The sequence below is a fragment of the Nocardia sp. NPDC002869 genome (assembly GCF_046764065.1).
GTDB lineage: Bacteria > Actinomycetota > Actinomycetes > Mycobacteriales > Mycobacteriaceae > Nocardia > Nocardia rhamnosiphila.
Genome location: NZ_JBKOOL010000091.1, coordinates 1 through 23,309 on the forward strand (window position 1 = coordinate 1; position 23,309 = coordinate 23,309).

At 67.4% G+C, this 23,309-nt stretch carries 21 protein-coding genes and 3 tRNA genes; 7 read left to right on the forward strand and 17 right to left on the reverse strand.

Annotation, left to right across the window (positions count from 1 at the left end; genetic code table 11):
• The 5 genes from ettA to ACLML9_RS17765 all read right to left on the reverse strand — a co-directional run.
• The coding region (ettA, locus tag ACLML9_RS17745) for an energy-dependent translational throttle protein EttA (protein WP_411946573.1) at positions 1-1,404 on the reverse strand (1,404 nt) is incomplete at its 3' end.
• Between the two features lie 35 nt (positions 1,405-1,439).
• Positions 1,440-1,940 carry a single-stranded DNA-binding protein gene (locus tag ACLML9_RS17750; protein ID WP_411946574.1) on the reverse strand — a complete coding sequence of 167 codons (501 nt, stop codon included), beginning with the start codon at positions 1,938-1,940 and terminating at the stop codon, positions 1,440-1,442.
• 155 nt (positions 1,941-2,095) lie between these two features.
• Complete coding sequence (locus ACLML9_RS17755) at positions 2,096-2,704, reverse strand: hypothetical protein (protein WP_411946575.1); 609 nt, start codon at positions 2,702-2,704, stop codon at positions 2,096-2,098.
• Between the two features lie 173 nt (positions 2,705-2,877).
• Positions 2,878-3,846, reverse strand: a complete 969-nt coding sequence (locus ACLML9_RS17760) for a threonine/serine dehydratase (protein ID WP_411946576.1) — start codon at positions 3,844-3,846, stop codon at positions 2,878-2,880.
• Entirely contained in the window at positions 3,847-5,886 is a 2,040-nt protein-coding gene (locus ACLML9_RS17765; protein WP_411946577.1) for a cytochrome c oxidase assembly protein, read from the reverse strand.
• Positions 5,887-6,021: 135 nt separating this feature from the next.
• On the opposite strand from ACLML9_RS17765, the gene ACLML9_RS17770 reads away from it, so the two are divergent.
• The 4 genes from ACLML9_RS17770 to ACLML9_RS17785 all read left to right on the forward strand — a co-directional run bounded on the left by ACLML9_RS17770 (position 6,022) and on the right by ACLML9_RS17785 (position 8,084).
• Positions 6,022-6,095 (forward strand) — tRNA-Arg (locus ACLML9_RS17770).
• Positions 6,096-6,394: 299 nt separating this feature from the next.
• On the forward strand, positions 6,395-7,198 hold the full coding sequence (gene cmrA / locus ACLML9_RS17775) for a mycolate reductase (protein ID WP_411946578.1): 804 nt from the start codon (positions 6,395-6,397) through the stop codon (positions 7,196-7,198).
• A gap of 84 nt (positions 7,199-7,282) precedes the next feature.
• The gene (gene orn, locus ACLML9_RS17780) at positions 7,283-7,924 is read left to right on the forward strand and encodes an oligoribonuclease (RefSeq protein WP_411946579.1); all 642 of its coding nucleotides are present in this window, start codon (positions 7,283-7,285) and stop codon (positions 7,922-7,924) included.
• 87 nt (positions 7,925-8,011) lie between these two features.
• Positions 8,012-8,084, forward strand: a tRNA-His gene (locus ACLML9_RS17785).
• Between the two features lie 58 nt (positions 8,085-8,142).
• Here the strand turns inward: ACLML9_RS17785 and ACLML9_RS17790 are convergent.
• The 6 genes from ACLML9_RS17790 to ACLML9_RS17815 all read right to left on the reverse strand — a co-directional run bounded on the left by ACLML9_RS17790 (position 8,143) and on the right by ACLML9_RS17815 (position 13,171).
• Positions 8,143-8,850 carry a DUF4389 domain-containing protein gene (locus ACLML9_RS17790; protein WP_411946580.1) on the reverse strand — a complete coding sequence of 236 codons (708 nt, stop codon included), beginning with the start codon at positions 8,848-8,850 and terminating at the stop codon, positions 8,143-8,145.
• A 166-nt stretch (positions 8,851-9,016) separates the two neighbouring features.
• Positions 9,017-10,066 (reverse strand): mechanosensitive ion channel family protein, encoded by a 1,050-nt coding sequence (locus ACLML9_RS17795; RefSeq protein ID WP_411946581.1) that lies wholly within the window; start codon positions 10,064-10,066, stop codon positions 9,017-9,019.
• Between the two features lie 109 nt (positions 10,067-10,175).
• Entirely contained in the window at positions 10,176-10,493 is a 318-nt protein-coding gene (locus ACLML9_RS17800) for a hypothetical protein (RefSeq protein WP_411946582.1), read from the reverse strand.
• A 68-nt stretch (positions 10,494-10,561) separates the two neighbouring features.
• A complete protein-coding gene (locus tag ACLML9_RS17805) occupies positions 10,562-10,903 on the reverse strand; it encodes a hypothetical protein (protein ID WP_411946583.1) in 342 nt (113 codons plus the stop codon).
• The gene (locus ACLML9_RS17810) at positions 10,903-12,087 is read right to left on the reverse strand and encodes a fatty acid desaturase family protein (RefSeq protein ID WP_411946584.1); all 1,185 of its coding nucleotides are present in this window, start codon (positions 12,085-12,087) and stop codon (positions 10,903-10,905) included. The genes ACLML9_RS17805 and ACLML9_RS17810 overlap by 1 nt, the downstream gene beginning before the upstream one ends.
• 25 nt (positions 12,088-12,112) lie before the next feature.
• On the reverse strand, positions 12,113-13,171 hold the full coding sequence (locus tag ACLML9_RS17815) for a ferredoxin reductase (RefSeq protein ID WP_411946585.1): 1,059 nt from the start codon (positions 13,169-13,171) through the stop codon (positions 12,113-12,115).
• A gap of 176 nt (positions 13,172-13,347) precedes the next feature.
• On the opposite strand from ACLML9_RS17815, the gene ACLML9_RS17820 reads away from it, so the two are divergent.
• A complete protein-coding gene (locus ACLML9_RS17820; RefSeq protein WP_411946586.1) occupies positions 13,348-13,956 on the forward strand; it encodes a TetR family transcriptional regulator in 609 nt (202 codons plus the stop codon).
• A gap of 22 nt (positions 13,957-13,978) precedes the next feature.
• Here ACLML9_RS17820 and ACLML9_RS17825 read toward each other — a convergent pair whose 3' ends face one another.
• Both ACLML9_RS17825 and ACLML9_RS17830 read right to left on the reverse strand, forming a co-directional pair.
• Positions 13,979-15,316 (reverse strand): MFS transporter, encoded by a 1,338-nt coding sequence (locus tag ACLML9_RS17825; RefSeq protein ID WP_411946587.1) that lies wholly within the window; start codon positions 15,314-15,316, stop codon positions 13,979-13,981.
• 177 nt (positions 15,317-15,493) lie between these two features.
• Positions 15,494-15,566 (reverse strand) — tRNA-Lys (locus ACLML9_RS17830).
• A 303-nt stretch (positions 15,567-15,869) separates the two neighbouring features.
• Here ACLML9_RS17830 and ACLML9_RS17835 point away from each other — a divergent pair.
• A complete protein-coding gene (locus ACLML9_RS17835) occupies positions 15,870-17,075 on the forward strand; it encodes a L,D-transpeptidase (RefSeq protein WP_411946588.1) in 1,206 nt (401 codons plus the stop codon).
• Positions 17,076-17,130: 55 nt separating this feature from the next.
• Here ACLML9_RS17835 and ACLML9_RS17840 read toward each other — a convergent pair whose 3' ends face one another.
• The 4 genes from ACLML9_RS17840 to ACLML9_RS17855 all read right to left on the reverse strand — a co-directional run bounded on the left by ACLML9_RS17840 (position 17,131) and on the right by ACLML9_RS17855 (position 21,910).
• Positions 17,131-18,117, reverse strand: a complete 987-nt coding sequence (locus tag ACLML9_RS17840; RefSeq protein WP_411946589.1) for an ATP-binding cassette domain-containing protein — start codon at positions 18,115-18,117, stop codon at positions 17,131-17,133.
• Position 18,118: 1 nt separating this feature from the next.
• Positions 18,119-18,967 carry an ABC transporter permease gene (locus ACLML9_RS17845; protein ID WP_411946590.1) on the reverse strand — a complete coding sequence of 283 codons (849 nt, stop codon included), beginning with the start codon at positions 18,965-18,967 and terminating at the stop codon, positions 18,119-18,121.
• On the reverse strand, positions 18,960-19,691 hold the full coding sequence (locus tag ACLML9_RS17850; protein ID WP_411946591.1) for an ABC transporter permease: 732 nt from the start codon (positions 19,689-19,691) through the stop codon (positions 18,960-18,962). The genes ACLML9_RS17845 and ACLML9_RS17850 overlap by 8 nt, the downstream gene beginning before the upstream one ends.
• A 179-nt stretch (positions 19,692-19,870) precedes the next feature.
• Positions 19,871-21,910, reverse strand: a complete 2,040-nt coding sequence (locus ACLML9_RS17855; protein WP_411946592.1) for an FAD-dependent oxidoreductase — start codon at positions 21,908-21,910, stop codon at positions 19,871-19,873.
• 734 nt (positions 21,911-22,644) lie between these two features.
• Here ACLML9_RS17855 and ACLML9_RS17860 point away from each other — a divergent pair.
• Complete coding sequence (locus ACLML9_RS17860; protein ID WP_411946593.1) at positions 22,645-23,283, forward strand: transglycosylase SLT domain-containing protein; 639 nt, start codon at positions 22,645-22,647, stop codon at positions 23,281-23,283.
• The last annotated feature ends 26 nt before the right edge of the window (positions 23,284-23,309 follow it).

A 23,309-nucleotide genomic window follows, 5' to 3' on the forward strand; every position in this document is an offset into this window, starting at 1 on the left:
CTCGTCGAGCAGGATCAGGTTGCCGCCCTGCTTCAGGGTGAGCGCCAGGTTCAACCGGTTGCGTTCACCACCGGAGAGCACCCCGGCCGGCTTCTGCTGGTCCGGGCCTTTGAACCCGAAGGCACTCACGTAGGCGCGCGACGGCATCTCCTGCTGGCCGACCTCGATGTAATCGAGCCCGTCCGAGACCACCTGCCATACGGTCTTCGTGGGGTCGATACCGGCGCGGGACTGGTCCACGTAGCTCAGTTTGACGGTATCGCCGACTTTTACCGTGCCGCTGTCCGGCTCCTCCAGACCCACGATGGTCTTGAAAAGCGTGGTCTTACCGACACCGTTGGGCCCGATGACGCCCACGATGCCGTTGCGCGGCAGGGTGAACGACAGATCCTTGATCAGCTGCCGGTCGCCGAAGCCCTTGTCCAGGTGCTCCACCTCGACCACCACACTGCCCAGTCGCGGACCGGCCGGGATCTGGATCTCCTCGAAGTCCAGCTTCCGCATCTTCTCCGCCTCGGCGGCCATCTCCTCGTAGCGGCCCAGACGCGCCTTGTTCTTCGCCTGGCGCGCCTTGGCGCCCGACCGGACCCAGGCGAGTTCGTCCTTGAGCCGCTTCTGCAGCTTCTGGTCCTTCTTGCCCTGGACCGCGAGCCGCTCGGCCTTCTTCTCCAGATAGGTGGAGTAGTTGCCCTCGTAACCGATGGCCCGGCCGCGGTCGAGCTCGAGAATCCAGCCGGCGACATTGTCCAGGAAGTACCGGTCGTGGGTGACCGCCAGGACCGCGCCCGGGTACTGCGCGAGGAACTGTTCGAGCCAGAGCACGCTCTCGGCGTCGAGATGGTTGGTGGGCTCGTCGAGCAGCAGCAGGTCGGGTTTGCTGAGCAGCAGTTTGCACAGGGCCACCCGGCGGCGCTCACCACCGGAGAGGTTGGTCACCGGCTCGTCCGGCGGCGGGCAGCGCAGCGCGTCCATCGCCTGCTCCAGCTGGGAGTCCAGGTCCCAGGCATCGGCGTGGTCGAGCTCCTCCTGCAGCTTGCCCATTTCGTCCATGAGCTCGTCGGAGTAATCGGTGGCCATGAGTTCGGCGATCTCGTTGAACCGGTCGAGTGCGACCTTGATCTCGCCGAGCCCCTCCTCGACATTGCCGCGGACGGTCTTCTCCTCGTTCAGCGGCGGTTCCTGCTGCAGGATCCCGACCGTGGCGCCGGGCGCGAGAAAGGCCTCGCCGTTGTTCGGCTGGTCCAATCCGGCCATGATCTTCAGGACGCTGGATTTACCGGCGCCGTTCGGACCGACAACGCCGATCTTGGCGCCGGGAAGGAAGTTCAAGGTGACATCGTCGAGCACGACCTTGTCGCCGTGCGCCTTACGAACCTTCTTCATTTGGTAGATGAACTCAGCCATAGCGATCACCCTATCCGTCAAACATCGGTGCGGTTTCACACGTCGGCGTTCACGGGCTCCTCGTCGCGCGCCGGCTGCTCCACCATCGGATCGTTCGGTTCCCCCGCCGCCCCGCTTTCGGCAGTCGCAGCGCCGGGAACGGCGGATATATTCCCGGTCGTGGCCGGATGCCCGGTCCGTCGGCGCTCCACCCGGGCGGTGCAGCGGGTGAGGTCCGGCCCCAGGGTATGCGCTCGCATCTCCAGATCGCGGCGCTGGGCGCCTTCCCGGGTGTGGTACTCGTTCGACCGCAACTGCCCCTGCACGATCACCGGATCACCCCGATGGATCGAGGCGTCCACCCCGGCCACCAACCGCCGCCAGCAGCTCACCGTGAGGAAGAGCGTCCCGTTGTCCACCCATTCACCGGTTTCGCGATCCAGCCGCCGCGCGGTACTCGCCAACCGGAAGCTGATCATCTGCTCGCCGCCGGGCAGTTCTCGTCTCACCGGTTCGGTCACCACCGTACCGACCACGGTCGCCACTGCTTCGTACATTTCCGCCCCTCCGTTCGCCCGGTGCTTCCGGGGACGTACTCATGGTCACCGGCCCGGCGGGGCGGTGGGGGGCGCGAATCGAATCTGTGCACAACTTCCGCGCGACCGCGCACTTGTGGAAAGAGCGGTCCGCCGGATTCAGCGGCCCGCGGCCGTCATGGCGGCGGCGATATCCCGCCGTGAGCGCACGCCGAGTTTGGGCAGAATGCTCGACACATGCGATTGAACGGTGCGCCGCGACAGGACATCTGCGCAGCGATATCGGCATTCGAAGAGCCGTCGGCCGCCTGGACCGCCACGGATCGTTCGGTCTCGGTCAGCGACGCCCAGCCCGTTTTCGGGCGATTGCCCGGGCCGCGCACGCCCCGGCGGATTCCGTAACGCCGGATCCGGGCCACCGCGCGGGCGGTACCCCACGAAGCACCCAGCCGGGTGTACAGCCGGACGGCGGATTCGAGCGCCTCCCGCGCGCCGGTCCCGCGACCGCCCGCGGCCAGCACGATCGCCGCGTCCTCGTAGGCCTGGGCTTCGTAGAGTGGCCAATCACAGTGCGCGAACTCCCGCGCGGCGGCGAAGAGCGCGTCGGGGTCGCGGGCGGCCAGCCCGCGGCACAGCTGCGCGATACCCGAGCGTGCGGCGGTCCGCTGTTTGGCCACCAGTTCGTCGGCCGCCGGCCGCGCGCCGTGCAGCGCCTCCGCATTGCCGGCGTCGAACACCAGGCGGGCTGAATCGGGAAGGATGTAGTGCAGGGTCGAGGCGCTCATACCCCCGTCGAGCTTCGCGTGGGTCTCGATGAGCAACCGCAGCGCCGGTTCACGCAGCCGGACTCGATGCTCCCCGTGTCTCGTTCACACCCATGGCGACAACCGTCGGACGAAAGGCCGCTCGGCACCGCGTCTGCGGGTGGTCCAGCGGTGAACCGACACGGATCAGCGCGTCAGAGCACCGGGAGTTCGGTGTTCGCGCCGCACAGCACCACCACCGGCCGCTCGCCCTCCCGCGGTACATAGGCACCGCTGAGAATCGCCGCCAGGGCCACCGCGCCGGAGAGTTCGACGACGATCCGGAACTCCCGCCACAGATAGTCCCGGGCGTCGGTGATCGCGTCATCGGTCACCAGCGCGGACCGCACACCGTAGCGCCGGGTCACATCGAGAGCGATCTCGCCGATCCGCGAGGCGCCCAGGGCATCGGCGGTGATACTGGACACCTCCACATCGACCGGCTTCCCGGCGGCCAGCGCGGAATTCAGCGTCGGGATCCCCTCGGGTTCGACGCCCACGATCTCGCGGCGGCGCCCGCCGGCGGCGGCGATCCCACCGATCAACCCTCCGCCGCCGACCGCGGCCAGGATCGGCGGCCGCCCGCGGACCTGCTCCTCGATCTCCAGTTCGATCACTCCGGCCCCGGCCACCACCGCGGGCAGATCGTAGGCGTGCAACTGCAACGCCCCGCGCTCGGCGGTGATCTCGCAGGCGTGCTCATAGGCCTCGGCGTAGGTGGTTCCGTGCCAGCGCACCTCGGCGCCGTGCGACCACATGGCGGCGACCTTGGTGTGCGGCGCCGATTCCGGGACCACCACCGTGCAGGTCTTGCCCATCCCGGCCGCCGCCAGCGCCGCGGCGATCCCCGCGTTGCCGCCCGAGGCGATCACCACATGTTCGGGACACACCCGTTCCGACAACAGCGCGTTATAACTGCCGCGCACCTTGAATGTGCCACCGTGCTGCAGATACTCGAGCTTCAGGGTGACCGGGACAGGGCCGCCGGGCCCCGGTACAGCGGTGTGAAAGACCGGGGTCTTGCGAATGCGCCCGGTCAGTCGCCGACGCGCCGCCCGCACATCCGACCGGTAGATACGCCGGAGTGGTGGCACAGGTGTCAGCGGGATTCTCTGCTCGGTCATCTACCTACTTGCCCGATCTCGCTTGGCCAATTGGGCGAACATGGCATTGTGCGCGGCGAGTTCCGCGTCGTCGTCACGTTCCGCGGCGCGGTCGGTGCGCCGGGCCAGCCGCGCGTCGCTGCGCGACCACTGGATCAGCAGCGCCAGCATGACCACGACAAGCGGTACCTCACCGGTGGCCCACGCCAGACTGCCCCCGGTGCGCTGATCACCCAGTAGATCGATAGACCAGCCCAGGTCGAGGCTCCGATAGAACCAGCCGGCCAGCACCGTGCTCATTCCCATCAACACGACCCCGAAGAAGGCGTGGAAGGGCAGCGAACCGAACACCATGGCCAATCTGGTCAGCGGCTCCACCCGGCGCGGTTTCGGGTCTATCCCGATCACCACCCAGTAGAAGAGATAGCCACTGAGCAGGAAATGCAGGTTCATCAGCAGATGCGCGGTATGGGAATCGGCGTAGGCATCGAAGATCCCGCCCAGATAGAGAGCGTAGAAACCGGCCACGAACAGCACCGAGGCCACGATCGGCTGGGTGAGGAACCGGGAAACCGGGTTGTGCACGGCCGCCAGGATCCATTCCCGGGGGCCCGGGGCGCCGTCCCGACCGGCCGGCGGCAGCGCGCGCAACGCGAGCGTCACCACGCCACCCAGGGCCAGCAGGATCGGAGTCAGCATCGACAGCGCCATATGCGCGCCCATGTGCACGCTGAACATGGCGGGCGCATAGCGGCCGACCCCCGACGAGGTCGTGAACAGCAGCACCGCGCAGCCGAGCAGCCAGGCGACGGTCCGTCCGGCCGGCCAGACGTCACCGCGCGCCCGCAACCGCCGGACGCCCAGCAGATAGAGCACCGCCAGCACGATGGCGAGCGTGCCGAAGATCAGGTCGAAACGCCAGTCGAAGAGCAGCCGCGCCACCGTGGGCGGGCCGTCCAGGTTGTAGCCGAGCTCGACCTCCATCGGGGTCGGCACGCTCGTCGGCGCCGGCGGCGGAGTCCGGCCCAGCCCCACCGCCAGGCCCATGGTCGCGGCGAAGACGAGCAGTTCCACACTCGCGAAGCGGGCGAGCGCGCCCCGATCGTCCGGGTCGGCGGCCAGTGCCGGAAGCGCCGCGCGCCGCTGGAACCAGCCGAAGACGCCGAGAATCACCAGGGCGGCGGCCTTGGCCAGCACCAACCGGCCGTAGGTGCTGGTGAACAGCTCGTCCCAGGGCACCCGCACCCACGAGTTGGCCACGCCGCTGACGGCCAGCACCACGAAGGACACCAGGGCCACCGCGGAGAAACGCCGGGCAGCCAGGGCCGTATGCGTGCCGTCCCACAACGCGTGAACCAGCAGCGCGCCGAGACCGCCGACCCAGAACGCCGCGGCGATCAGATGCAGGATCAAACTGTTGGTGGCCACGTCGTGGGCACCACCGGACGCGGAATGCCCGGTCAGCGCCAGCGGCATCATCACCGCGACCGACGCGCCGAACAGCACCGGCGTCCATCCCCAGCGCAGGGCCAGCCGGCAGCCGATCGCCAGCAGCAGAGCGCCGATCGCGGTGAGCCGCCAGGTACCGGCGAGTTCGATCTCATCGGCGACCCTCCACAGATCCTGGGGTGCCAAAATCTCGGTGACCGGCCGGCCGGTGCTGTCGGAGACGGTCAGCGGTATCAGCAGCGCGGCGCTCACCGCCCAGGCCACCGCCAGGCCCGAGGCCCGCCGCACCGCCCGGTAACCCCCCGTGTCGAGCAGACCGCCACGCTGCGGCGGCACCAGAAAGGCCGCGAAGAGCAGCGACCCCACCGTGAAGGCCGCGAAGAGATCGGCCAGCGCCCGGAACGCGGGCAGACCGTAGGTGGTCAGCGGGCCAGGATCGGGAATACCCAGCAGACTCAGCGCCTGGGCGGCCGACAAGCCCACCACCAGCATCGATACCAACGCGGCGAGCGCCGCGGCGAACACTGTCAGCACCGCCGGAACGACCGCCGAGCCACTGGGCCGACCGGCCTTCGTAGCGGGTTCGGCGGCGGGAGCCTGGGCTGACGACATAGCTTCGAGAGTAGTTCGACGGGCACCGTTCGGCCCGCCGGGGCTGTTTCCGGGCAGCGCAAATCAGACGATTCGGTCGATCGCTAAACTTTTCAGCTGGACAGCGCGGCCGTTGTCCGCCATGGTGGAACCACTGCCTCCGTAGCTCAGTTGGATAGAGCAAGGGCCTTCTAATCCCTAGGTCGCAGGTTCGATTCCTGCCGGGGGCGCTCCACCCACCCGACTGAGCTGTTCGGGCCAGTCGGAGTGGGTGTACCCCCCTCCGCCGAGCGCCAAACACACAATCCCGGTAGGCGTACCTCCGCATTCGCTCCGGCCATACGCGTCAACATGCAGACCCACCGCCCCCAACACCAACCCCAGCCGACCCCGGCGTACCTCCGCATTCGCTCCGGCCATGCGCGTCAACATGCAGACCCACCGCCCCCAACACCGACCCCAGCCGCCCCCGGCCCTGCGCGGGCTGCGGGCTGGGCTACGCCCGGCAGCGCCCTCTAGGGTGTCGGGAATGGGTTTGCCTTCGCCTACCGCCGAGAGCCGCGCCGTGGTGACCGGCGCTTCGTCCGGAATCGGAACCGCACTGGCCGCCGAACTGGCCCGCCGGGGTCATTCGCTCATCCTGGTCGCGCGCCGCGGCGAGATCCTCGACGACCTGGCCGGCCGGCTGACCCGGGAGCACGGCATCACCGCCGAAGTCCGCGCCGTCGATCTCGCCGACCGGGCGCAGCGGGCTCCGCTCACCGAGGAACTCGCGGGCCGCGATATCTCGATCCTGTGCAACAACGCGGGTATCGCGACGTTCGGTCCCCTGGCCGCCCTCGATCCCGCCTACGAACGCGATCAGCTGGAGTTGAACGCCGTCGCCGTGCACGACCTGACCTTGGCCGTACTTCCCGCGATGCTGGCACGCCGGGCCGGGGGCATCCTGGTGAGCGGTTCGGCGGCCGGGAACATGCCCATCCCCAACAACTCCACCTACGCGGCGAGCAAAGCCTTCGCCAACACCTTCGCCGAATCCCTGCGGGGCGAGCTGAAAGGCTCCGGGGTGCACATCACCCTGCTCGCCCCGGGCCCGGTGCGTACCGAGACCCCCGATCCCGCCGACGCCTCCCTGGTCGACCGCATGGTCCCGGATTTCCTGTGGGTGTCGTCGGAGTACACGGCCCGGATCTCGATCGACGCGCTGGCCCGCAACAAGATGCGGGTGGTGCCCGGCCTGATCGGGAAGGGTATGAGCGCTGCCGGCAACTACGGGCCCAGAGCGCTCACCGCCCCGATCGCGGGCGCGTTCTACAAGAAGCTCGGCGGCTGACCGGGAGCCGGTCCCGGAGACTTCCCACACGGAGCGGGCGGTGATTGCGCTCGGCGGGTGGCGGCGCTGATTAGGGTGGTGCGGGTGTCGGACAAATTAGTGGTGTGGATGGATTGTGAGATGACCGGGCTCGACCTGGTCACCGACAAACTGATCGAGGTGGCCGCCCTGGTGACCGACAGCGATTTGAACGTTCTCGGTGACGGGGTGGATATCGTCATCCACGCCGACGAGGAGGCGCTCGCGGCGATGCCCGAGGTGGTCGCCGAGATGCACGCCCGGTCCGGCCTCACCGAAGAGGTACGGCGCTCCACGGTCACCCTCGCCGAGGCCGAGCGGCAGGTACTCGACTACGTGAAGCAGTACGCGCCCACCGCCCGGATGGTGCCCCTGGCCGGTAACTCCATCGCCACCGATCGTGGGTTCATCGCCCGGGACATGCCGGAGCTGGACGCGCACCTGCACTATCGGATGATCGACGTCAGCTCCATCAAGGAACTGTGCCGTCGCTGGTACCCGCGGATCTATTTCGGCCAGCCCGAGAAGGGTCTGGCCCATCGCGCGCTCGCCGATATCCAGGAATCGATCCGGGAACTCGAGTACTACCGGCGCACCGCCTTCGTCCCCGCGCCGGGCCCTTCCACGGCGGAGATCTCCGCGATCGCCGCCGAGGTCGCCGCCGGTCCCGCGGGCGGAACCGGTGGCGGCACGCCCGGCCGGGTCTAGAGTCCGGCGACCGGCACACCGATAACCGATTGGCTTGCGGAGGGGTAGACGCGCTACTATCTAGGCCGCCGGTGCAAATCGGCGATGGTGAGTGTAGTTCAGTTGGTAGAGCACCAGGTTGTGATCCTGGCTGTCGCGGGTTCGAGTCCCGTCACTCACCCTGGAAAGCCCGAGGGCCCATTGGGTCCTCGGGCTTTTTCATTTGACCGACAGCCGTCTCAGGCCTCGGGTTTGCTCGTATCGACCGCGGGTGGGGGCGCCACCTCGTCGCGGGCGCCCTGGTCCAAGCGGAAGGGCGGGTATTCGTCGCGTAGCAGCGAGCCGTAGACCTGCACCCGCAGGATCCACCGGTTGATCCCCATCACGAAATCGAACAGGCCTTGGGAATAGCGTGCCGCGAACAGCAGCCCGACCAGGGCGACGAAGGTCAGTACGCCGATCAACGGGATTCCCGCGGCACTGGCCGTGGTGTCGGCGTCGTCGAAGTCGACCAGCCAGGCCGCCCCGGTCATACCGCCGATGATCAGGTAGTGCGGGAGGGCCAGCAGCCACCATTTCACCAGCACCAGCCCACGATGCAGCGTCAGCGGATAGTCGACGTCCAGATCCGCCGCGTAGTCGTCGTCACGGGACAGGGAGAACGGCGGATATCTGTCGGTGCCGGCCGGCGCCCAGGCGTAGAAGCCGACACGCCACGACCACCGGATGACCCCGACGCTGTAGTCGAACAGGGCCCGAGGGTATCTGCCGGTGAACAGGATCGCGAAGAACGCGATCACGGTGACCACGGCATAACCGATGTGCAGGAAGAACAGAACTATGTAGTGCGGAATGGCGAGAAGCCATTTCACGATCCACATCCAGCGCGACAGCGCGGGGTCCAGATCGCCGCGAACTCGGACCGGGTAACCGGCGGGAGCAGGCATTGTGATCAACGCTCCTTCGAGGGTGCTGGCCCGGCCGACCCAACCGGCTCGGCCGCCCCTCAATTGTGAGCTATCACACACATTTTCGTATTCATCCCGCCGTGCCGACACGGCATCGAGATCAACCGGCCGCTCGGCCGGCCGGCCCGCCGGTGCCCGGCGCGGCCTACCTGACCGGCGTCTTGTCGAATCCGTCCAGCGCGGCCAGGCGCGGCAGCGCGCCCGGATGCTGATTGTTCAGCCAGCTGATCAGTTCCTCGCGGACGGCGCAGCGCAGCGACCACACCGCATCCGAATCACGCCCGGTCATCGAGGCCCGGACCTCGATACCGGTGGGGGTGCTGTCGGTGACCAGGAGGTTCCAGCTGCGGCCGTCCCAATCGGGATGCTCGCTCAGGTATTCGTAGAGATGCTCCCGGAGGTCGGCCACGGGGGCGCTGTGGTCCAGGTAGAGGAATACGGTGCCGGTCATCTGCGGGCCGCCGCGCGACCAGTTCTCGTACGGTTTGCTGTTGAAGTACGAGACCGGCATGGTGAGCCGGCGGTCGTCCCAGATCCGGACGGTGAGGAAGGACAGGGTGATCTCCTCGACGGTGCCCATCTCGCCCTCGACGACGACCGTGTCGCCGATCTTCACCGAATCACCGAACGCGATCTGCAGACCCGCCATGAGGTTGCTGAGCGTGGATTGCGCCGCCACACCGGCGATGATGCCGATGATGCCGGCGGAGGCGAGCAGCGAGGTGCCCAGAACGCGCAGCCCGGGGAACATGACCAGCATGGCGATCGCCGCCGTCGCGACCGCGAGCAGCGCGGTCGTGATCCGGCGGATCAGGGTGAACTGGGTGTTCAGCTGACGTACCCGGCGCGGGTCGCGGGCCCGGCGGGAGTAGCTGTTCAGCAGCCCGTCGGCCACCGCGTCGACTATCCGGACCACCAGCCAGACCGCCGACATGGTGACCATGGAGGCCAGGACGCTGAGGATCACCGTGTCCTGGCGCAGATGCAGATCGGCCAGCGGATAGGTGATCCGCAGCGCGGCGAAGCCCAGGAACAACTGCAGCGGTAATTGGATCCGCCGCAGCAGACCGGGAATCGTGGTCTTGGGATGGCGGGCCGACCAGTATCGGAGGCCGCGGTCGATCGCCCAGCCGAGGGCGATCGTCACGGCCGGCGTGCCCCCGAATACGATCAGCAGCCGTATCACGATCTCCACTGCGCCCACTCCTTGTTACCCATCGCTCATTCAGAACCCCGAACAAGGCTACAGTTCGATAACGGCGGATCACCACCAGTCACGGGGATCTCACGGAGGGGCCCGTGATCTATTGCGGCGCACTCCCCTGCGAGTACAGCCGGATCTCGCCCTCGTCGCCGAGGAACGCGTTGACCAGCATCACCTGGTCGGCCCGGAGTTCGGCCGGGTCGGGCGCGGTGGTGGTGATGGAGATCTGCGGGATGGCCGCCCAGTTCACGACATAGCGTTCCGGCGGCCCATCGTCGTCGGACAACCGTGCCAGCCGGAATACCGAGACGGTTTTGCGTTCCATCAGGTCGCGCACCATCTCCGCGATCCGCTCGGGGTCCTCCAGCGCGAACAGGAAACCGAAGGTCAGCTCCGGGGAGGAGATATAGGCGGGCACGAGCCGAGATTAGCCCATGAGTAACCGCTCGGTGTGACTTGTCCCACCGAGCGGTTCTGCGGATTCGATCAGTGGCGTTTGCCGGAGGGATCGGACTCGGCGGTCTCGGCGTCGCCGATATCGGCGTCCAGAACGACGCCGGTCTCCCGAGCCGGTGCAGTATCGGCCCCGTCCCGGCTCTCCCCCGGCGCCCGCAGGTCGTCGTCCCCTCGCCCCTCGGCCGCGGCATCACGCCGGGCCGCGGCGGCGGCCTCGTTCATCTCGATGGCGTCGGTGATCCATTCCCCGATCTCCCGGGTCACCTCCGAGACCGTGCCGGTGATGATGCTCGCGATATTGCCGACCCGGCGCGCCCCCGACGTGGTGAGCTCCTGGATGAGATCCTTGTTGGCCTCGAATTTGCCGATCATCACACGCCCGCTTCGGTAGGACTCTGCTGACGCATCACGATAACACCGGAGGTGGGCTGTTTCCGCAGCACAGCGGGCAGGAAGCGGGCGATCCTGGACTCCGTCAACCGCGGCGGCAGCGCCAGTTGGAAGATCTTGGCCCACACCGAACCGATCTGCTTGCCCAGCGGCCCGGTGTTGTAGGGGAGCCCGAATTTCTCGCACAGTGCGCGTACCTCCGGCGCGATCTCCGGATACCGGTTGGCCGGCAGATCCGGGAACAGGTGGTGCTCGATCTGGTGCGACAGATTGCCGGACATGATGTGGAACAGCGGGCTGCCGGAGATATTGGCCGAGCCGAGCATCTGCCGGACATACCATTCGCCGCGGGTCTCCTCGGCGGTCTCCTCTTCGGTGAACGTCTGCACACCGGACGGGAAGTGCCCGCAGAAGATGATCGAGTACGCCCACAGGTTGCGCACCAGGTTCGCCGTCGCGTTTCCGGCGAGCGTGGACAGGAACAGCGGACCGGTCAGCAACGGGAAGGCCACATAGTCCTTGAGGACCTGCCGGCCCGATTTACGGAGCTGCCCCTTGATCAGCGGTTTGAGGTCGGACCAGCTTCGCTTGCCCTTGACGATGTTGTCCGCCTCGAGGTCGTGCAGCATCACGCCCCATTCGAAGAAGACCATCAGCAGGAACGCGTAGAGCGGGTTGCCCAGGTAGTACGGGTGCCAGTCCTGCCCCTCGTCGATCCGCAGCACGCCGTAGCCGATATCACGGTCACGACCATGGATGTTGGTGTAGGTGTGGTGCATGTAGTTGTGTGAATGCTTCCACTGGTCCGCCGGGCAGACGGTATCCCATTCGAAGACCCGCGAGTTCAGGCCCGGCTCACGCATCCAGTCGTACTGGCCGTGCATGACGTTGTGGCCGATCTCCATATTGTCGAGGATCTTCGACACGCTGAGCGCGGCCACGCCGGCCAACCAGAACGGGGGCAGGAAGCCCAGGTACATCAGGCCCCGCCCGGCGATCTCGAATCCGCGCTGCGCCTTGATGATGTCGTAGATGTACTGGCGGTCGCGTTCGCCCAGATCGGCGACGATCCGGTCGCGCAGTTCGTCGAGCGTGCGGCCGATCTCCTCGACCTGGTCGGGCGAGAGGACCAGCGGTCCGTCCTTGGTCTCGGTGAGGATGGTCATCTGTTTCTCCCCTTCGTCTCAGCTGTCAGATTTCGATGTCCACGTCGCCGACGGCGGCCTGGACGCAGAGTTGGATCGGCTGATCGGGATCGGATTCGAGCTCCCCGGTGCGCAGGTTGCGGGTGCATCCGCTGCGTCGGACCGAGGTGCAGGAGAAGCAGATCCCCATGCGGCAGCCGAATTCCGGGCGCAGGCCGGCGCCCTCGGCCTGCTCCAGCAGTGACGACCCGGTGTTCTCGGCAGTGACCCCGCTGGCGGAAAAGGTGGTGGCCCCCGCGACGTCCGCGCTGTTCACCGGCGCGGTGGTGGCCACGAAATCTTCGGTGTGCAGGCGTTCACTCAGCTCTGTGGCCGCGTAGACCTCGCGAACCGAGTCCATCAGCGGCGGCGGACCACACAGGTAGGTCTGCGCGTCGGCGAACCACGGCGCCACCCGCACGAGTTCGTCGCGGTCGAATCCACGGCCGTCCTGTTGCGGGTACCGCAGCTCGACCGCGATATTCGCATGGGCGGCACCGATTTCGGCGAGTTCGCCGCGATGGGGCACCAGTTCCGGCGACCGCGCGTAGTGCAGGAAGACCACCTCGCCGGAGTATCGCTCGTCGACGAGGGTGCGCAGCATGGACAGCACCGGCGTGATCCCGCTACCGCCGCTGATCAGCAGCACCCGCTCGGGCCGCTGGTCCGGGAGGTGGAAGACCCCGGACGCCGGTTCGAGGTCCACGATCATGCCGGGGCGCGCGTGTTCGTGCAGGTAGCGCGATACCAGCCCGTGCGGGTGCACCCGGAGGGTGAGGTCGAGACGGCGGCGGCGATCGTGCTGGGAGTTCACCGGCGAATAGCAGCGCAGGTGCCGTACTCCGTCGATCACCACACCCAGCTGCAGGAACTGACCGGCCCGCAGGCCGTCCCACTGCCGGGTCGGGCGCAGGCCCAGCGAGATCGTCCCCGGCACCGAGCGGTCCACGGCGACGATGCGGGCCCGCATATCGCGGACGGTCAGCATCGGGCGTACCAGTTCCAGATACCGGTCCACCGGATGCGGAGTGGTCAGGGTCTGCACCAGATCGAGGAGGGCCACCATGGGAGTTCTCCGTCCCTGTCTGTCGGTCACGTCACGAGGTCGATCTACTTTCGGTGTACGTCTGTACACTCAACTAGTGTGCCGGATGCCCCGCCGGAACTGTCAACCAGCAATCGGTGTGACGCGGACGACAAGAAAGAGATGAGGGAATGGTGAACGTCTGTATGCTCACTGAAATGACCGATCAGGGAGCGAGCCGCGTCGAGCGCAAAGAGCGCACCCGGCAGGCCCTGCTCGTCGGCACGCTGGCACTGGCCGCGGAACGCGGTTTCGGGGCGCTGAGCCTGCGCGAGATCGCCCGCTCGGCCGGTATCGTTCCCACCGCCTTCTATCGGCATTTCGACTCACTGGACGACCTCGGCGCCACCCTGGTGGACGAGGGCGTCCAAGCGCTACGCCTGGCGCTGCGGCAGCTACGCCGCACCCCCGATGCCCGGCTCTCGGAGACGGTGCGGTTCGTCTTCGGTGAAGTCGCCCAGAAGCGAGAGCTGTACGGCTTCCTGATCCGGGAGCAGCGCGGCGGCAGCCCGGCGCTGCGGTCGGCCATCGCACTCGAACTACAACTGATCGTGCGCGAGCTGGTGGCGGACCTGTCCCGCGTCCCGGCCCTGGACGACTGGTCGCCGGGTGACCTGGAGGTCGCCGCCGACCTGCTGGTGTCCACCGTGATCGACGGGATCGCCGACTATGTGGTCGCCACCGCGCGCGCGGAACAACCGGTGATCGACCGCACCATCCAGCAGATCCGGCTCATCGCCCTCGGTATGGGCGCCTGGAAACCCTGAGCGCGCACCCACCGGGCCGGCGTCAGGCGACAGGTGTCTGCGCCGGCTCTTTGCTGCCCGAGGCGTCCGGCGCCGGGACGAACAGCAGGGCGGCGAGCCCGGCGCCCAGCACCACCAGCAGGCCGCCGATACCGGCCCGATCCGCCCCGAAACCCCAGGCGAACAGGCCGAACAGGGTGGGTGCGAGGAACGAGGCGGCCCGCCCGGTCGTGGTGTAGAGCCCGAACAGCTGCCCCTCCCGCCCGGGTGGTGTCAGCCGGGCGAGGAAGGACCGCGCCGACGCCTGCGCCGGGCCGACGAAGAGAGTCAGCGCCAGGCCGAAGATCCAGAACATCAGCGAGCCCGACACCACCAGCAGCACCGCACCACACATCACCGCGGACAGCAGCGAGACCGCGATCACCCGTTTCGGCCCGACCGTATCGTCGAACCGGCCGGCCACGACCGCCCCGAGCGCCGCGACGACATTGGCCGCGATACCGAAGAGCAGCACATCGGACTCGCTGATCCCGTAGACCTGCACGGCCAGCACCGCGCCGAACGCGAAGACACCGGCCAGGCCGTCCCGGAAGATCGCGCTGGCCAGCAGAAACCAGATGACGGTGCGATCGAGCGCCCACAGTTCTTTCAGGTCGCGCCACAGCACCCGGTAGGAGCCGAGCAACCCCGCGCTCGCCGCCCCGGGATCGGCATGGGTGCGCGGCACCTCCGGCACCGCGAACAGCACCGGCAGCGCGAACACGCCGAACCAGACGGCGGCGAGCAGGACGACCAGCCGGATGTTCAGCCCGTCCTCGGTGCTCACACCGAGCAGCCCCCGGTCCGGGCCGTCGCCGGCAATGAACCCGAAATAGCAGATCAGCAGCAGGAGGATGCCCCCGAAGTAGCCCATGGCCCAGCCGAATCCGGACACCCGGCCCAGCGTCGCCGGGGTGGACACCTGGCGCAGCATCGCGTTGTAGGGCACGGTCGCGAGCTCGAGGAACACCGACCCCAGCGCGAGCAACACCAGCCCGAGCCACAGGTAGGAGTACTGGTCCCGGACCAAGAACATCGCCGCCGTCAGGACCACGACGACGGCGGTCATGATGCCGAGCGAACGTTTGCGATTCGCGGTCGCGTCGAAACGCTGACCGGTGACCGGCGCGGTCAGCGCGACGACCAGTCCGGCGAGTCCGAGCGCCCACCCCAGCCAGGCGCTGGCGGAGACATCACCCGGCAGATCCTCCCCGACACTGTCGGTGAGGTACACCGCGAAGACGAAGGTGGTGATCACGGCGTTGAACGCGGCCGACCCCCAGTCCCACAGCCCCCATGCGACCACCTGCCCGCGCCCCACCCGCGCGTCCGCCTCGCTCATACCGCGCACCCTAATGGATCCACGGCGCACCGGCCGGGCTACCGCCGACGGGCCACTGACCGGGCCGCAGCCACGGTCGAAATACGGCGAGATAGCGGGTTGATCACGTCTGGGTCCGTCGAATGTACGAGCGGGTAACGCAAACCCTATAGTCGGAGAATGTCTTTCGACTCGAAGTGCGCCATCAGGGACTCGAACCCCGAACCCGCTGATTAAGAGTCAGCTGCTCTGCCAATTGAGCTAATGGCGCGTGCTCCGCTGTGCGGTGCGGGACAGACATTAACAGGCTCGGGCCGCAGAAGTGAAATCGATATCCCGTCGGGCGGGTGTGAGCCGGCCGACACCGTAACGACCGGCGCCCGGAACCCTATGTGTAGGTGGGCCGTGAAGCCGGAAGTGATCGTGGCGGTTGGGATCACCTCGGCGCGGCTGGCAGAATGATGAACGTGGTCTCGACCGATCCCGCTGCCGTGGGTCGAGGTGAGCAGGTGATCGGTCGGATCCGAAGCCGTCGGTGCGTAGCGGGTGCGCCGAGACTTGAAACGGGGTTGATATGCATATTGGTGATCGGCGCAGGCCGGTCCGCTGGCTCTTCGGACCGCTGGCGCTCGTCGCGCTGGTCGTCCTGGCGCTGACCGGTTGTTCCTCGTCGGAGGCGTCGGACGGAACCGTCGCCATCGACCGCAACCCCCTCACAGAGCTCATCAAGCCCAAGCTGGTGGCACCCGTCAAGGACGGGGATATCGGCGTCTCGCCGGCCGAGGGGATGAAGTTCGAGATCACCGACGGCCTGTTCACCGACGTAGCCCTGCTCAACCCCGATGATCAGCCGGTGGCCGGGCAGCTGGCAGCCGACGGCCGCAGCTGGTCCACCACCGAACCCCTCGGGTACAGCAAGACCTACCGCCTGCAGGCCCGGGCCAACGGCCTGGGTGGTGCGTCGACCGCCGGTATGAGTTTCACCACAACCGCGCCCGGCAATGTCACCAAGCCGTACCTGGTGCCCGGCGAGGGTGAAGTGGTCGGCATCGGCCAGCCGGTGGCGGTCCAGTTCGACGAGAACATTCCCGACCGCAAGGCCGCGCAGGACGCCATCACCATCAAGACCGATCCGCCGGTCGAGGGCGCCTTCTACTGGGTGAACAACCGTGAGGTCCGGTGGCGGCCCGAGCATTTCTGGAACCCGGGCACCAAGGTGACGATCGATGTGAACGTCTACGGCAAGGACCTGGGCAACTCGCTCTACGGCCAGGACGACATCCACTCGAACTTCGTCATCGGCGACGCCGTCGTCTTCAAGGCCGACGACAATACGAAGATGGTCACCGTCGAGAAGAACGGCCAGGTCGTCCGCACCATGCCGACCTCGATGGGTAAGGACGACACGCCCACCAACAACGGGGTGTACATCCTGGCGGACCGGCACGAGCACATCGTCATGGATTCCTCCACCTACGGTGTCGCGGTGAACTCGCCGGCCGGGTACCGCACCGACGTGGACTGGGCCACCCGGATGTCCTACAGCGGGATCTTCTTCCACTCGGCGCCGTGGTCGCTGGGTGCGCAGGGCAATACCAACACCAGCCACGGGTGCCTCAATCTCAGCCCCGAGGACGCCCAGTGGGTGTACAACACCGCCAAACGCGGCGATATCGCCATCGTGACGAACACGGTCGGTCCGGTCCTGCCCGGAACGGACGGGCTGGGTGACTGGAACATTCCGTGGCCGGAATGGAAAGCGGGCAACGCCGCGATGTGACGCTCGTAGGTGACGAGCCGGTGCCGGGCCCCGTGGGGGCCCGGCACCTCGCTTTTCAGCGGGCGGTTTCGTAGAGCCGCCGCACGATGTCCTCGATATCGGGCTCCTCGATCGAGAGGTCGCGCACCTCGGCCCGGGCCGACACCTCGGCCAGCAGCTGCGCGGCCGTGGTCGTCTCGGCGTCGAAGGCCAGCCGCTGCCGCATACCCTCCGCCTCGACCGAGACCAGTTCGGCACCCGCGAGACCGTCGAGGGCCGGCGCGGGTGCGGCGAGGTCGACGACCAGCACCCGCTGCGCGCCCACCGTCGCCCCGAGGCCGGGCAACGAGCCGTCGTAGGCCAATCGCCCGTGATCCACCACCAGCACCCGGTCGCAGAGGCGCTCGATATCGCCCATATCGTGGGTGGTCAGCACAAGGGTGGTGCCGCGTTGGGCACGTTCGGCCCGCAGGAATTCGCGCAGGCGCTGTTTGGAGAGCACATCCAAGCCGATGGTGGGCTCGTCGAGAATGATCAACTCCGGGCAGTGCAGCAGCGCCGCGGCCACCTCGGCGCGCATCCGCTGGCCCAGCGACAACTGCCGGACCGGCGTATCGAGCGTATCGGCCATTTCCAGCTGGTCGACAAGTTCCGCGGTGCGCGCCCGTCCGGCCGCGGGGTCGAGCCGGTGGATCGCCGCCAGGATCGTGAACGATTCCCGCAGCGGCAGGTCCCACCACAGCTGGGAACGCTGCCCGAAGACGACGCCGATCCGGCTCGCCAGCTCCCGGCGCTGCCGGATGGGTTCCAGACCGCAGGTGCGCACCGAACCGGAGGTCGGCACCAGGATGCCGGTGAGCATTTTGATCGTGGTCGACTTCCCGGCGCCATTGGCGCCGATATAGCCGACCGCCGCGCCGCGCTCGACCCGGAAGGTCATGGCGTCGACCGCAGTGACCACCTCGCGCCGCGACCGCAGCCCCTTCCCGGTTCGGCGGGTGAAGCACCTGGTCAGCCGGTCGACCTCAATGATCGTATCTTCATTTGTACCAATGTATCCCATCTCAGCCACCGCCGCTCTGATAGTGCCTCGTCCCGATCCGCCACATCACCCACGCCAGCACCCACACCCACGCCGCCGCGAGCGGCGCGCACCAGGCGAGCCAGGACAGCATGCCGGCGGGGCCGGGAAGATCCAGTAGTGCCAGCGTCGGGAGGTAGGCGGTGAACGCCACCGGTATCGCGACGCAGAACAGCAATTTCAACGGTGTGGGGAAGATCGACGCGGGTTGCGTCGCCGCGAAGGATCCACCGTAGGTGAAGCTGTTGGTCATTTCCGCCCCGTCGATGAGGAAGAACTGGCAGCCCGCGGCCACCACGAACAGACCGCCGAACAGGACCGTGCCGCTCACCACCGTCAGCACGATCAGCGCCACGGACCCGGTCGACCAGACGATCTCGTTGCGTACCAGTCCGACGGTCAGCACCACCAGCGCGACCGTTGCCCGGGCCAGGCGGCGCAGGGAGAAATCGCTGGTGATCAATTGCAGCAGTACCGGCTGCGGGCGCAGATGGTAGATATCGAGCTGCCCGAGGCGGATGAGATTCGGCAGCTTGTCCAGGTGCCCGAACACCAACTGGGCCAGCGCGAAAGCCAGATTGCTCAGACCGAACAGGAGCAGCGCGGCGTCCAGGTCCAGCCCGCCCAGCACCTTCGCCTGATGGAAGATCACCCATACCTCGGCGAATTCGGCCAGCCCGACCATGGTCGCCCCCGCCATATCGCTGGCGAAGGACAGCCGGTAGGTGCGCTGCGCGCGGATCCGGGACCGCAGCACCGCCGCATAGGGTGCGAATCGGTCACCGGCGGGAACGCGCCGGCTCGCCGGTGGATACACGGCGGTCTCAACCACCCTGCACCTCCAGTTTCCGCCGGCCCGCGGCCAGCAGGACCCGGCCCGCCGCCAGGACGACCAGTAGCCAGCAGACCTGCGTGCCCACCAGCTGCGCCGCGTCCCAGCCCGCGACCCGGCCGGACAGCACATCCACCGGTACCTGCAGCATCGACGGGAACGGCGTGCACTCGGCGATACCGCGCAGCCAGTCCGGGAAGACGTGCACCGGGACGAACAGTCCGGCGAGGAACGGGCCGCCGACCTGATAGAGCGTCCGCAGCCCCCGGGTCTCCACGACCCAGAATCCGGCGGTGGTGAGCACGAACAGGGACAGGAACGAGAGGGCGGTGGCGAAGACGACACTGACCGGCCCGAGTAGATAGGACTCGGGAGTGCTGGGGAACACCAGCCCGAAGGTCAGCGCACCGACCAGCAGGCTCGGTATCCCGCGCGGGAGCAGTGTGCACAGCGCCCGGCCGAGATCGGCGGCGAGATTACCCAGTTGCACATCGACCGGCCGCAGGAAATCGATCGCGATATCACCGGTGCGGATCCGTTCGGCCAGTTCCAGTTCGGCGGCCATGAATTGCAGCGCGCCGAGCAACCCCTGGGAGATCCAGACATAGGCACCGATACTGCCCGCGTCGTATCCGCCGAACCCGCCGGTGGCGTCGATCGCGGCGACCATCACCGACGCGCGGACGAAACCGAACACACAGTTGGTGAACAACCCACCGAACATCGCGAGCTTGTACCGCCATTGCCGGCGGAACCCGGCTACCAGGAGCCGTCGGTAGACACCGGCCGTGCTCCGGAGATCGACCGCAGTGGCCGACACGGTCACCCCCTACTTCGCGCGGACACAAAGGCCGCCAGCCTACCGCGCCACTCCGGGCCGGAAAAGCGACTATCGAATGGCCCTCACAATCGCGCGGCCAGCCGGGTGCCCTGCTCGATGGCCCGTTTCGCGTCGAGCTCGGCGGCCAGTCCGGCGCCGCCGATCAGATGCGTCGGCACACCCGCGGCGGTGAGTTCCGACTCGAGCTCACGCACCGATTCCTGGCCGGCGCAGATGATCACATTGTCGACCGGGATCGACCGGGGCCGCTCCCGCTTCGGGCCGAAGCTGATGTGCAGCCCGTCGTCGTCGATCCGCTCGTAGTTCACCCCGCCGATCTGCTCGACTCCCTTGGCCTTCAGCGCCGCCCGATGGACCCAGCCGCTCGTTTTCCCGAGCCCTTTTCCGAAGGTCGTGTCCTTGCGCTGCAACAGGACGACCTCGCGGGCCGCGGGCGCCGGGCGGACGGCGCGCAACTGGCCGCGTAGTTGTTCGTCGTCGGTATCGACGCCCCACTCCTCGCGCCACTCGTCCGGTTTCAGCGCCGGATGCCCGTCCACGACCAGGTATTCGCTCACATCGAAACCGATTCCACCGGCGCCGATCACCGCGACCCGCTTCCCCACCGGTCTGCCTTCCCGCACCAGTTCCGCGTACGAGAGCACCATCGGATGGTCGACACCCGGGATATCGGGGATGCGCGGCCGCACCCCTGTCGCCAGGACGACCTCGTCGTACCGCCGGTCGATCAGTTCGGCCGCGGTGACACGGGTGTTCAGATGCACCTGCACACCGGTGAGATCCAATTTGCGGGTGAAATAGCGGATCGACTCGTCGAACTCCTCTTTGCCCGGAATCCGGCGCGCGATATCGAACTGCCCGCCGATCCGGTCGAGTGCCTCGAACAGGTCCACCCGGTGGCCGCGCTCGGCCAGATTCACCGCCGCCGAGAGCCCGGCCGGCCCGGCCCCGACCACCGCGATGCTCTTCACGCGTCGGGTGGGCAGCAGGGTGAGCTCGGTTTCCCGGCCGGCCCGCGGGTTCAGCAGGCACGACACCGTACGGTGCTGGAAGGCGTGATCGAGGCAGGCCTGGTTGCAGGCGATACAGGTATTGATCTCGTCGGTGCGGCCGGTGGCTGCCTTGTCGGCCCATTCCGGGTCGGCCAGCAGCGGTCTGGCCATGGAGATGAGCTGGGCGTCGCCGCGGGTCAGGATCTCCTCGGCGATTTCGGGCATATTGATGCGGTTCGAGGCGCATACCGGGATCCCGACCGCCGCGCTGATCTTCGCGGTGAACTCGACGAAGGCCGCGCGCGGCACCGAGGTCACGATCGTGGGCACTCGCGCCTCGTGCCAGCCGATATCCGTATTGAGAATATCGACGCCCGCACTCTCCAATTCCCGGGCGAGCGTGCGGATCTCGTCGAAGGTCTGCCCGTTCTCCACCAATTCCGCCATCGACAAACGGAATATGATCAGAAAATCGGCCCCGACCGCCGCCCGGGTGCGCCGCACGATTTCCACCGCGAGCCGCCGGCGATTCTCGGCGGAACCACCCCAGCGATCGGCTCGTTTATTCGTACGCGGCGCGAGGAATTGATTGATGAAATAACCCTCCCCACCCATGATTTCGACCCCGTCGTACCCCGCGAAACGGGCGAGTTCGGCGCACCGGGCGTAATCGTGGATGGTCCGCCGAATTCCACGGTCGGAAAGAGCGCGGGGGCGGAACGGATTGATCGGCGCCTTGATCGAGGAAGCGGATACGCTGCCGGGGACGTAGGCGTAGCGTCCGGCGTGCAGGATCTGCAGCGCGATCCTGCCGCCGGCCGCGTGCACCGCGCGCGTGATCGCCCGATGGCGGTAGGCCTCGGTCCGGTTGGTCAGTTTCGCGCCGAACGGCAGCAACCATCCGGTGCGATTGGGGGCGTAACCACCGGTGATGATCAGGCCGACCCCACCGCGGGCGCGTTCGGCGAAATAGGCGGCCAGCCGGTTGGTATCCCAGGCCCGGTCTTCCAGACCGGTGTGCATGGACCCCATGACCACCCTGTTGCGCAGTGTGGTGTGCCCAACCTCGAGCGGGGCGAACAGCTGCGGATAACTCGGCGTCGAGTACATCGCGGGCTCTCTTTCCGATATCGGTCCGGCCCCGCGGCGACCCGGCCGCCGGGCCTCCATGACCTCATCACACCATTTCGCCGCGGCGCCGTTCCACCCCCGGAGCACACCACCGTGGGAAAGCCGGGCACCGACGGGGTCGGCGCACCCCGGCGACATCCACGCGACCACCCCGTTTTCCCATCACGGAACCATCACGAGCACCTGAATCCACCGTTACCGATCAGAAATTTTGTGTCCTGCACCACAAGAGGTTTAGAACCATTTCCCCAGGTCGACGCGAATATGCAACGCGTTCATTTACGACTTCAAGATCGCACTTAAGATCTTCTCAGGCTCCGTTTACCTGTTGTTCACCTACTGTGACCATTCTGAGATCCGGTCATAAACGACCTGAAGTTCGGCTAGTCCGCGATGTTGTGGACACAGGGTTGGAAACAACCGCGAAAACGCGCCGGCGCGACAACCACAAACGATATCGCGATAGTCGAACTCGAGTCCACTCGACTTCACCACAGTGTGGAGTTCCTGCGGGCGCGGCGGACCGGGAAACCACCCGGTAACCGCGATATGCGCCATCCGGACCCGGACCGCCCTGCGTTCGGTGTCACACAAAAGAACCCGACAACAGCACAGTCATGTTTTTCCGGTCGCGGGCCACCTGCCCGCACCGAAGATCCGTGCTGCCCGAACCGGGCCGGATCCCGAGACCGAACAAGGAACCGAATCCGATCATGCCTTCCCACAGTTTCACCAGCCTGCGCCGTCGTACCAAGCGTGAAGCCTTCGGCTTCGCCCTCGCCACGGCCGGCATCGTCGCCGTCACCGCCTCCTCCGCGGTCTCCATGGCCGACGACAGCTCCCCCAGCGGGGTTGCCATGGTCGCCGAGCAGGCACCCGCCCCCGTGACCACCGAAGCGACCGCTATCGCCGCGCCCGCCGCCAAGGCCGAGATCATCCCGGCTCCGGCGCCCGTCCCCGAAGCGCTGGTCGCCCCGGCTCCGGCCCCCGCTCCCGAAGCGGCACCCGCGCCGGCGCCCGCCCCGGTCTACCCCAACAACCTGGACGGCTGGATCCAGGAAGCCATGGACATCATGGCCGCGAACGGCATCCCCGGCAGCTTCGACGGCATCAAGCGCAACATCCTGCGGGAATCCTCGGGCGACCCGGGCGCCATCAACCTGTGGGACTCCAACGCCATGATGGGCATCCCCTCCAAGGGCCTGCTCCAGGTGATCGACCCCACCTTCGCCGCGTACCACGTGCCCGGCACCCCGTTCGACGTGTGGAACCCGGTCTCCAACATCGCGGCGGCCTGCAACTACGCCGCCCACCGGTACGGCTCCATGGACAACGTCAACAGCGCGTACTGAGTTGTCCGCCCCGCCTCCGGCGGGGC

Coding starts and splice junctions, on each gene's coding strand:
- ACLML9_RS17750 (WP_411946574.1), bottom strand. CDS start 1,940: ATGTACGAAGCAGTGGCGACCGTGGTCGGTACGGTGGTGACCGAACCG.
- ACLML9_RS17755 (WP_411946575.1), bottom strand. CDS start 2,704: ATGAGCGCCTCGACCCTGCACTACATCCTTCCCGATTCAGCCCGCCTG.
- ACLML9_RS17760 (WP_411946576.1), bottom strand. CDS start 3,846: ATGACCGAGCAGAGAATCCCGCTGACACCTGTGCCACCACTCCGGCGT.
- ACLML9_RS17765 (WP_411946577.1), bottom strand. CDS start 5,886: ATGTCGTCAGCCCAGGCTCCCGCCGCCGAACCCGCTACGAAGGCCGGT.
- cmrA (WP_411946578.1), top strand. CDS start 6,395: ATGGGTTTGCCTTCGCCTACCGCCGAGAGCCGCGCCGTGGTGACCGGC.
- ACLML9_RS17790 (WP_411946580.1), bottom strand. CDS start 8,850: ATGCCTGCTCCCGCCGGTTACCCGGTCCGAGTTCGCGGCGATCTGGAC.
- ACLML9_RS17805 (WP_411946583.1), bottom strand. CDS start 10,903: ATGATCGGCAAATTCGAGGCCAACAAGGATCTCATCCAGGAGCTCACC.
- ACLML9_RS17810 (WP_411946584.1), bottom strand. CDS start 12,087: ATGACCATCCTCACCGAGACCAAGGACGGACCGCTGGTCCTCTCGCCC.
- ACLML9_RS17815 (WP_411946585.1), bottom strand. CDS start 13,171: ATGGTGGCCCTCCTCGATCTGGTGCAGACCCTGACCACTCCGCATCCG.
- ACLML9_RS17820 (WP_411946586.1), top strand. CDS start 13,348: ATGACCGATCAGGGAGCGAGCCGCGTCGAGCGCAAAGAGCGCACCCGG.
- ACLML9_RS17825 (WP_411946587.1), bottom strand. CDS start 15,316: ATGAGCGAGGCGGACGCGCGGGTGGGGCGCGGGCAGGTGGTCGCATGG.
- ACLML9_RS17835 (WP_411946588.1), top strand. CDS start 15,870: ATGCATATTGGTGATCGGCGCAGGCCGGTCCGCTGGCTCTTCGGACCG.
- ACLML9_RS17840 (WP_411946589.1), bottom strand. CDS start 18,117: ATGGGATACATTGGTACAAATGAAGATACGATCATTGAGGTCGACCGG.
- ACLML9_RS17850 (WP_411946591.1), bottom strand. CDS start 19,691: ATGTTCGGTGGGTTGTTCACCAACTGTGTGTTCGGTTTCGTCCGCGCG.
- ACLML9_RS17855 (WP_411946592.1), bottom strand. CDS start 21,910: ATGTACTCGACGCCGAGTTATCCGCAGCTGTTCGCCCCGCTCGAGGTT.
- ACLML9_RS17860 (WP_411946593.1), top strand. CDS start 22,645: ATGCCTTCCCACAGTTTCACCAGCCTGCGCCGTCGTACCAAGCGTGAA.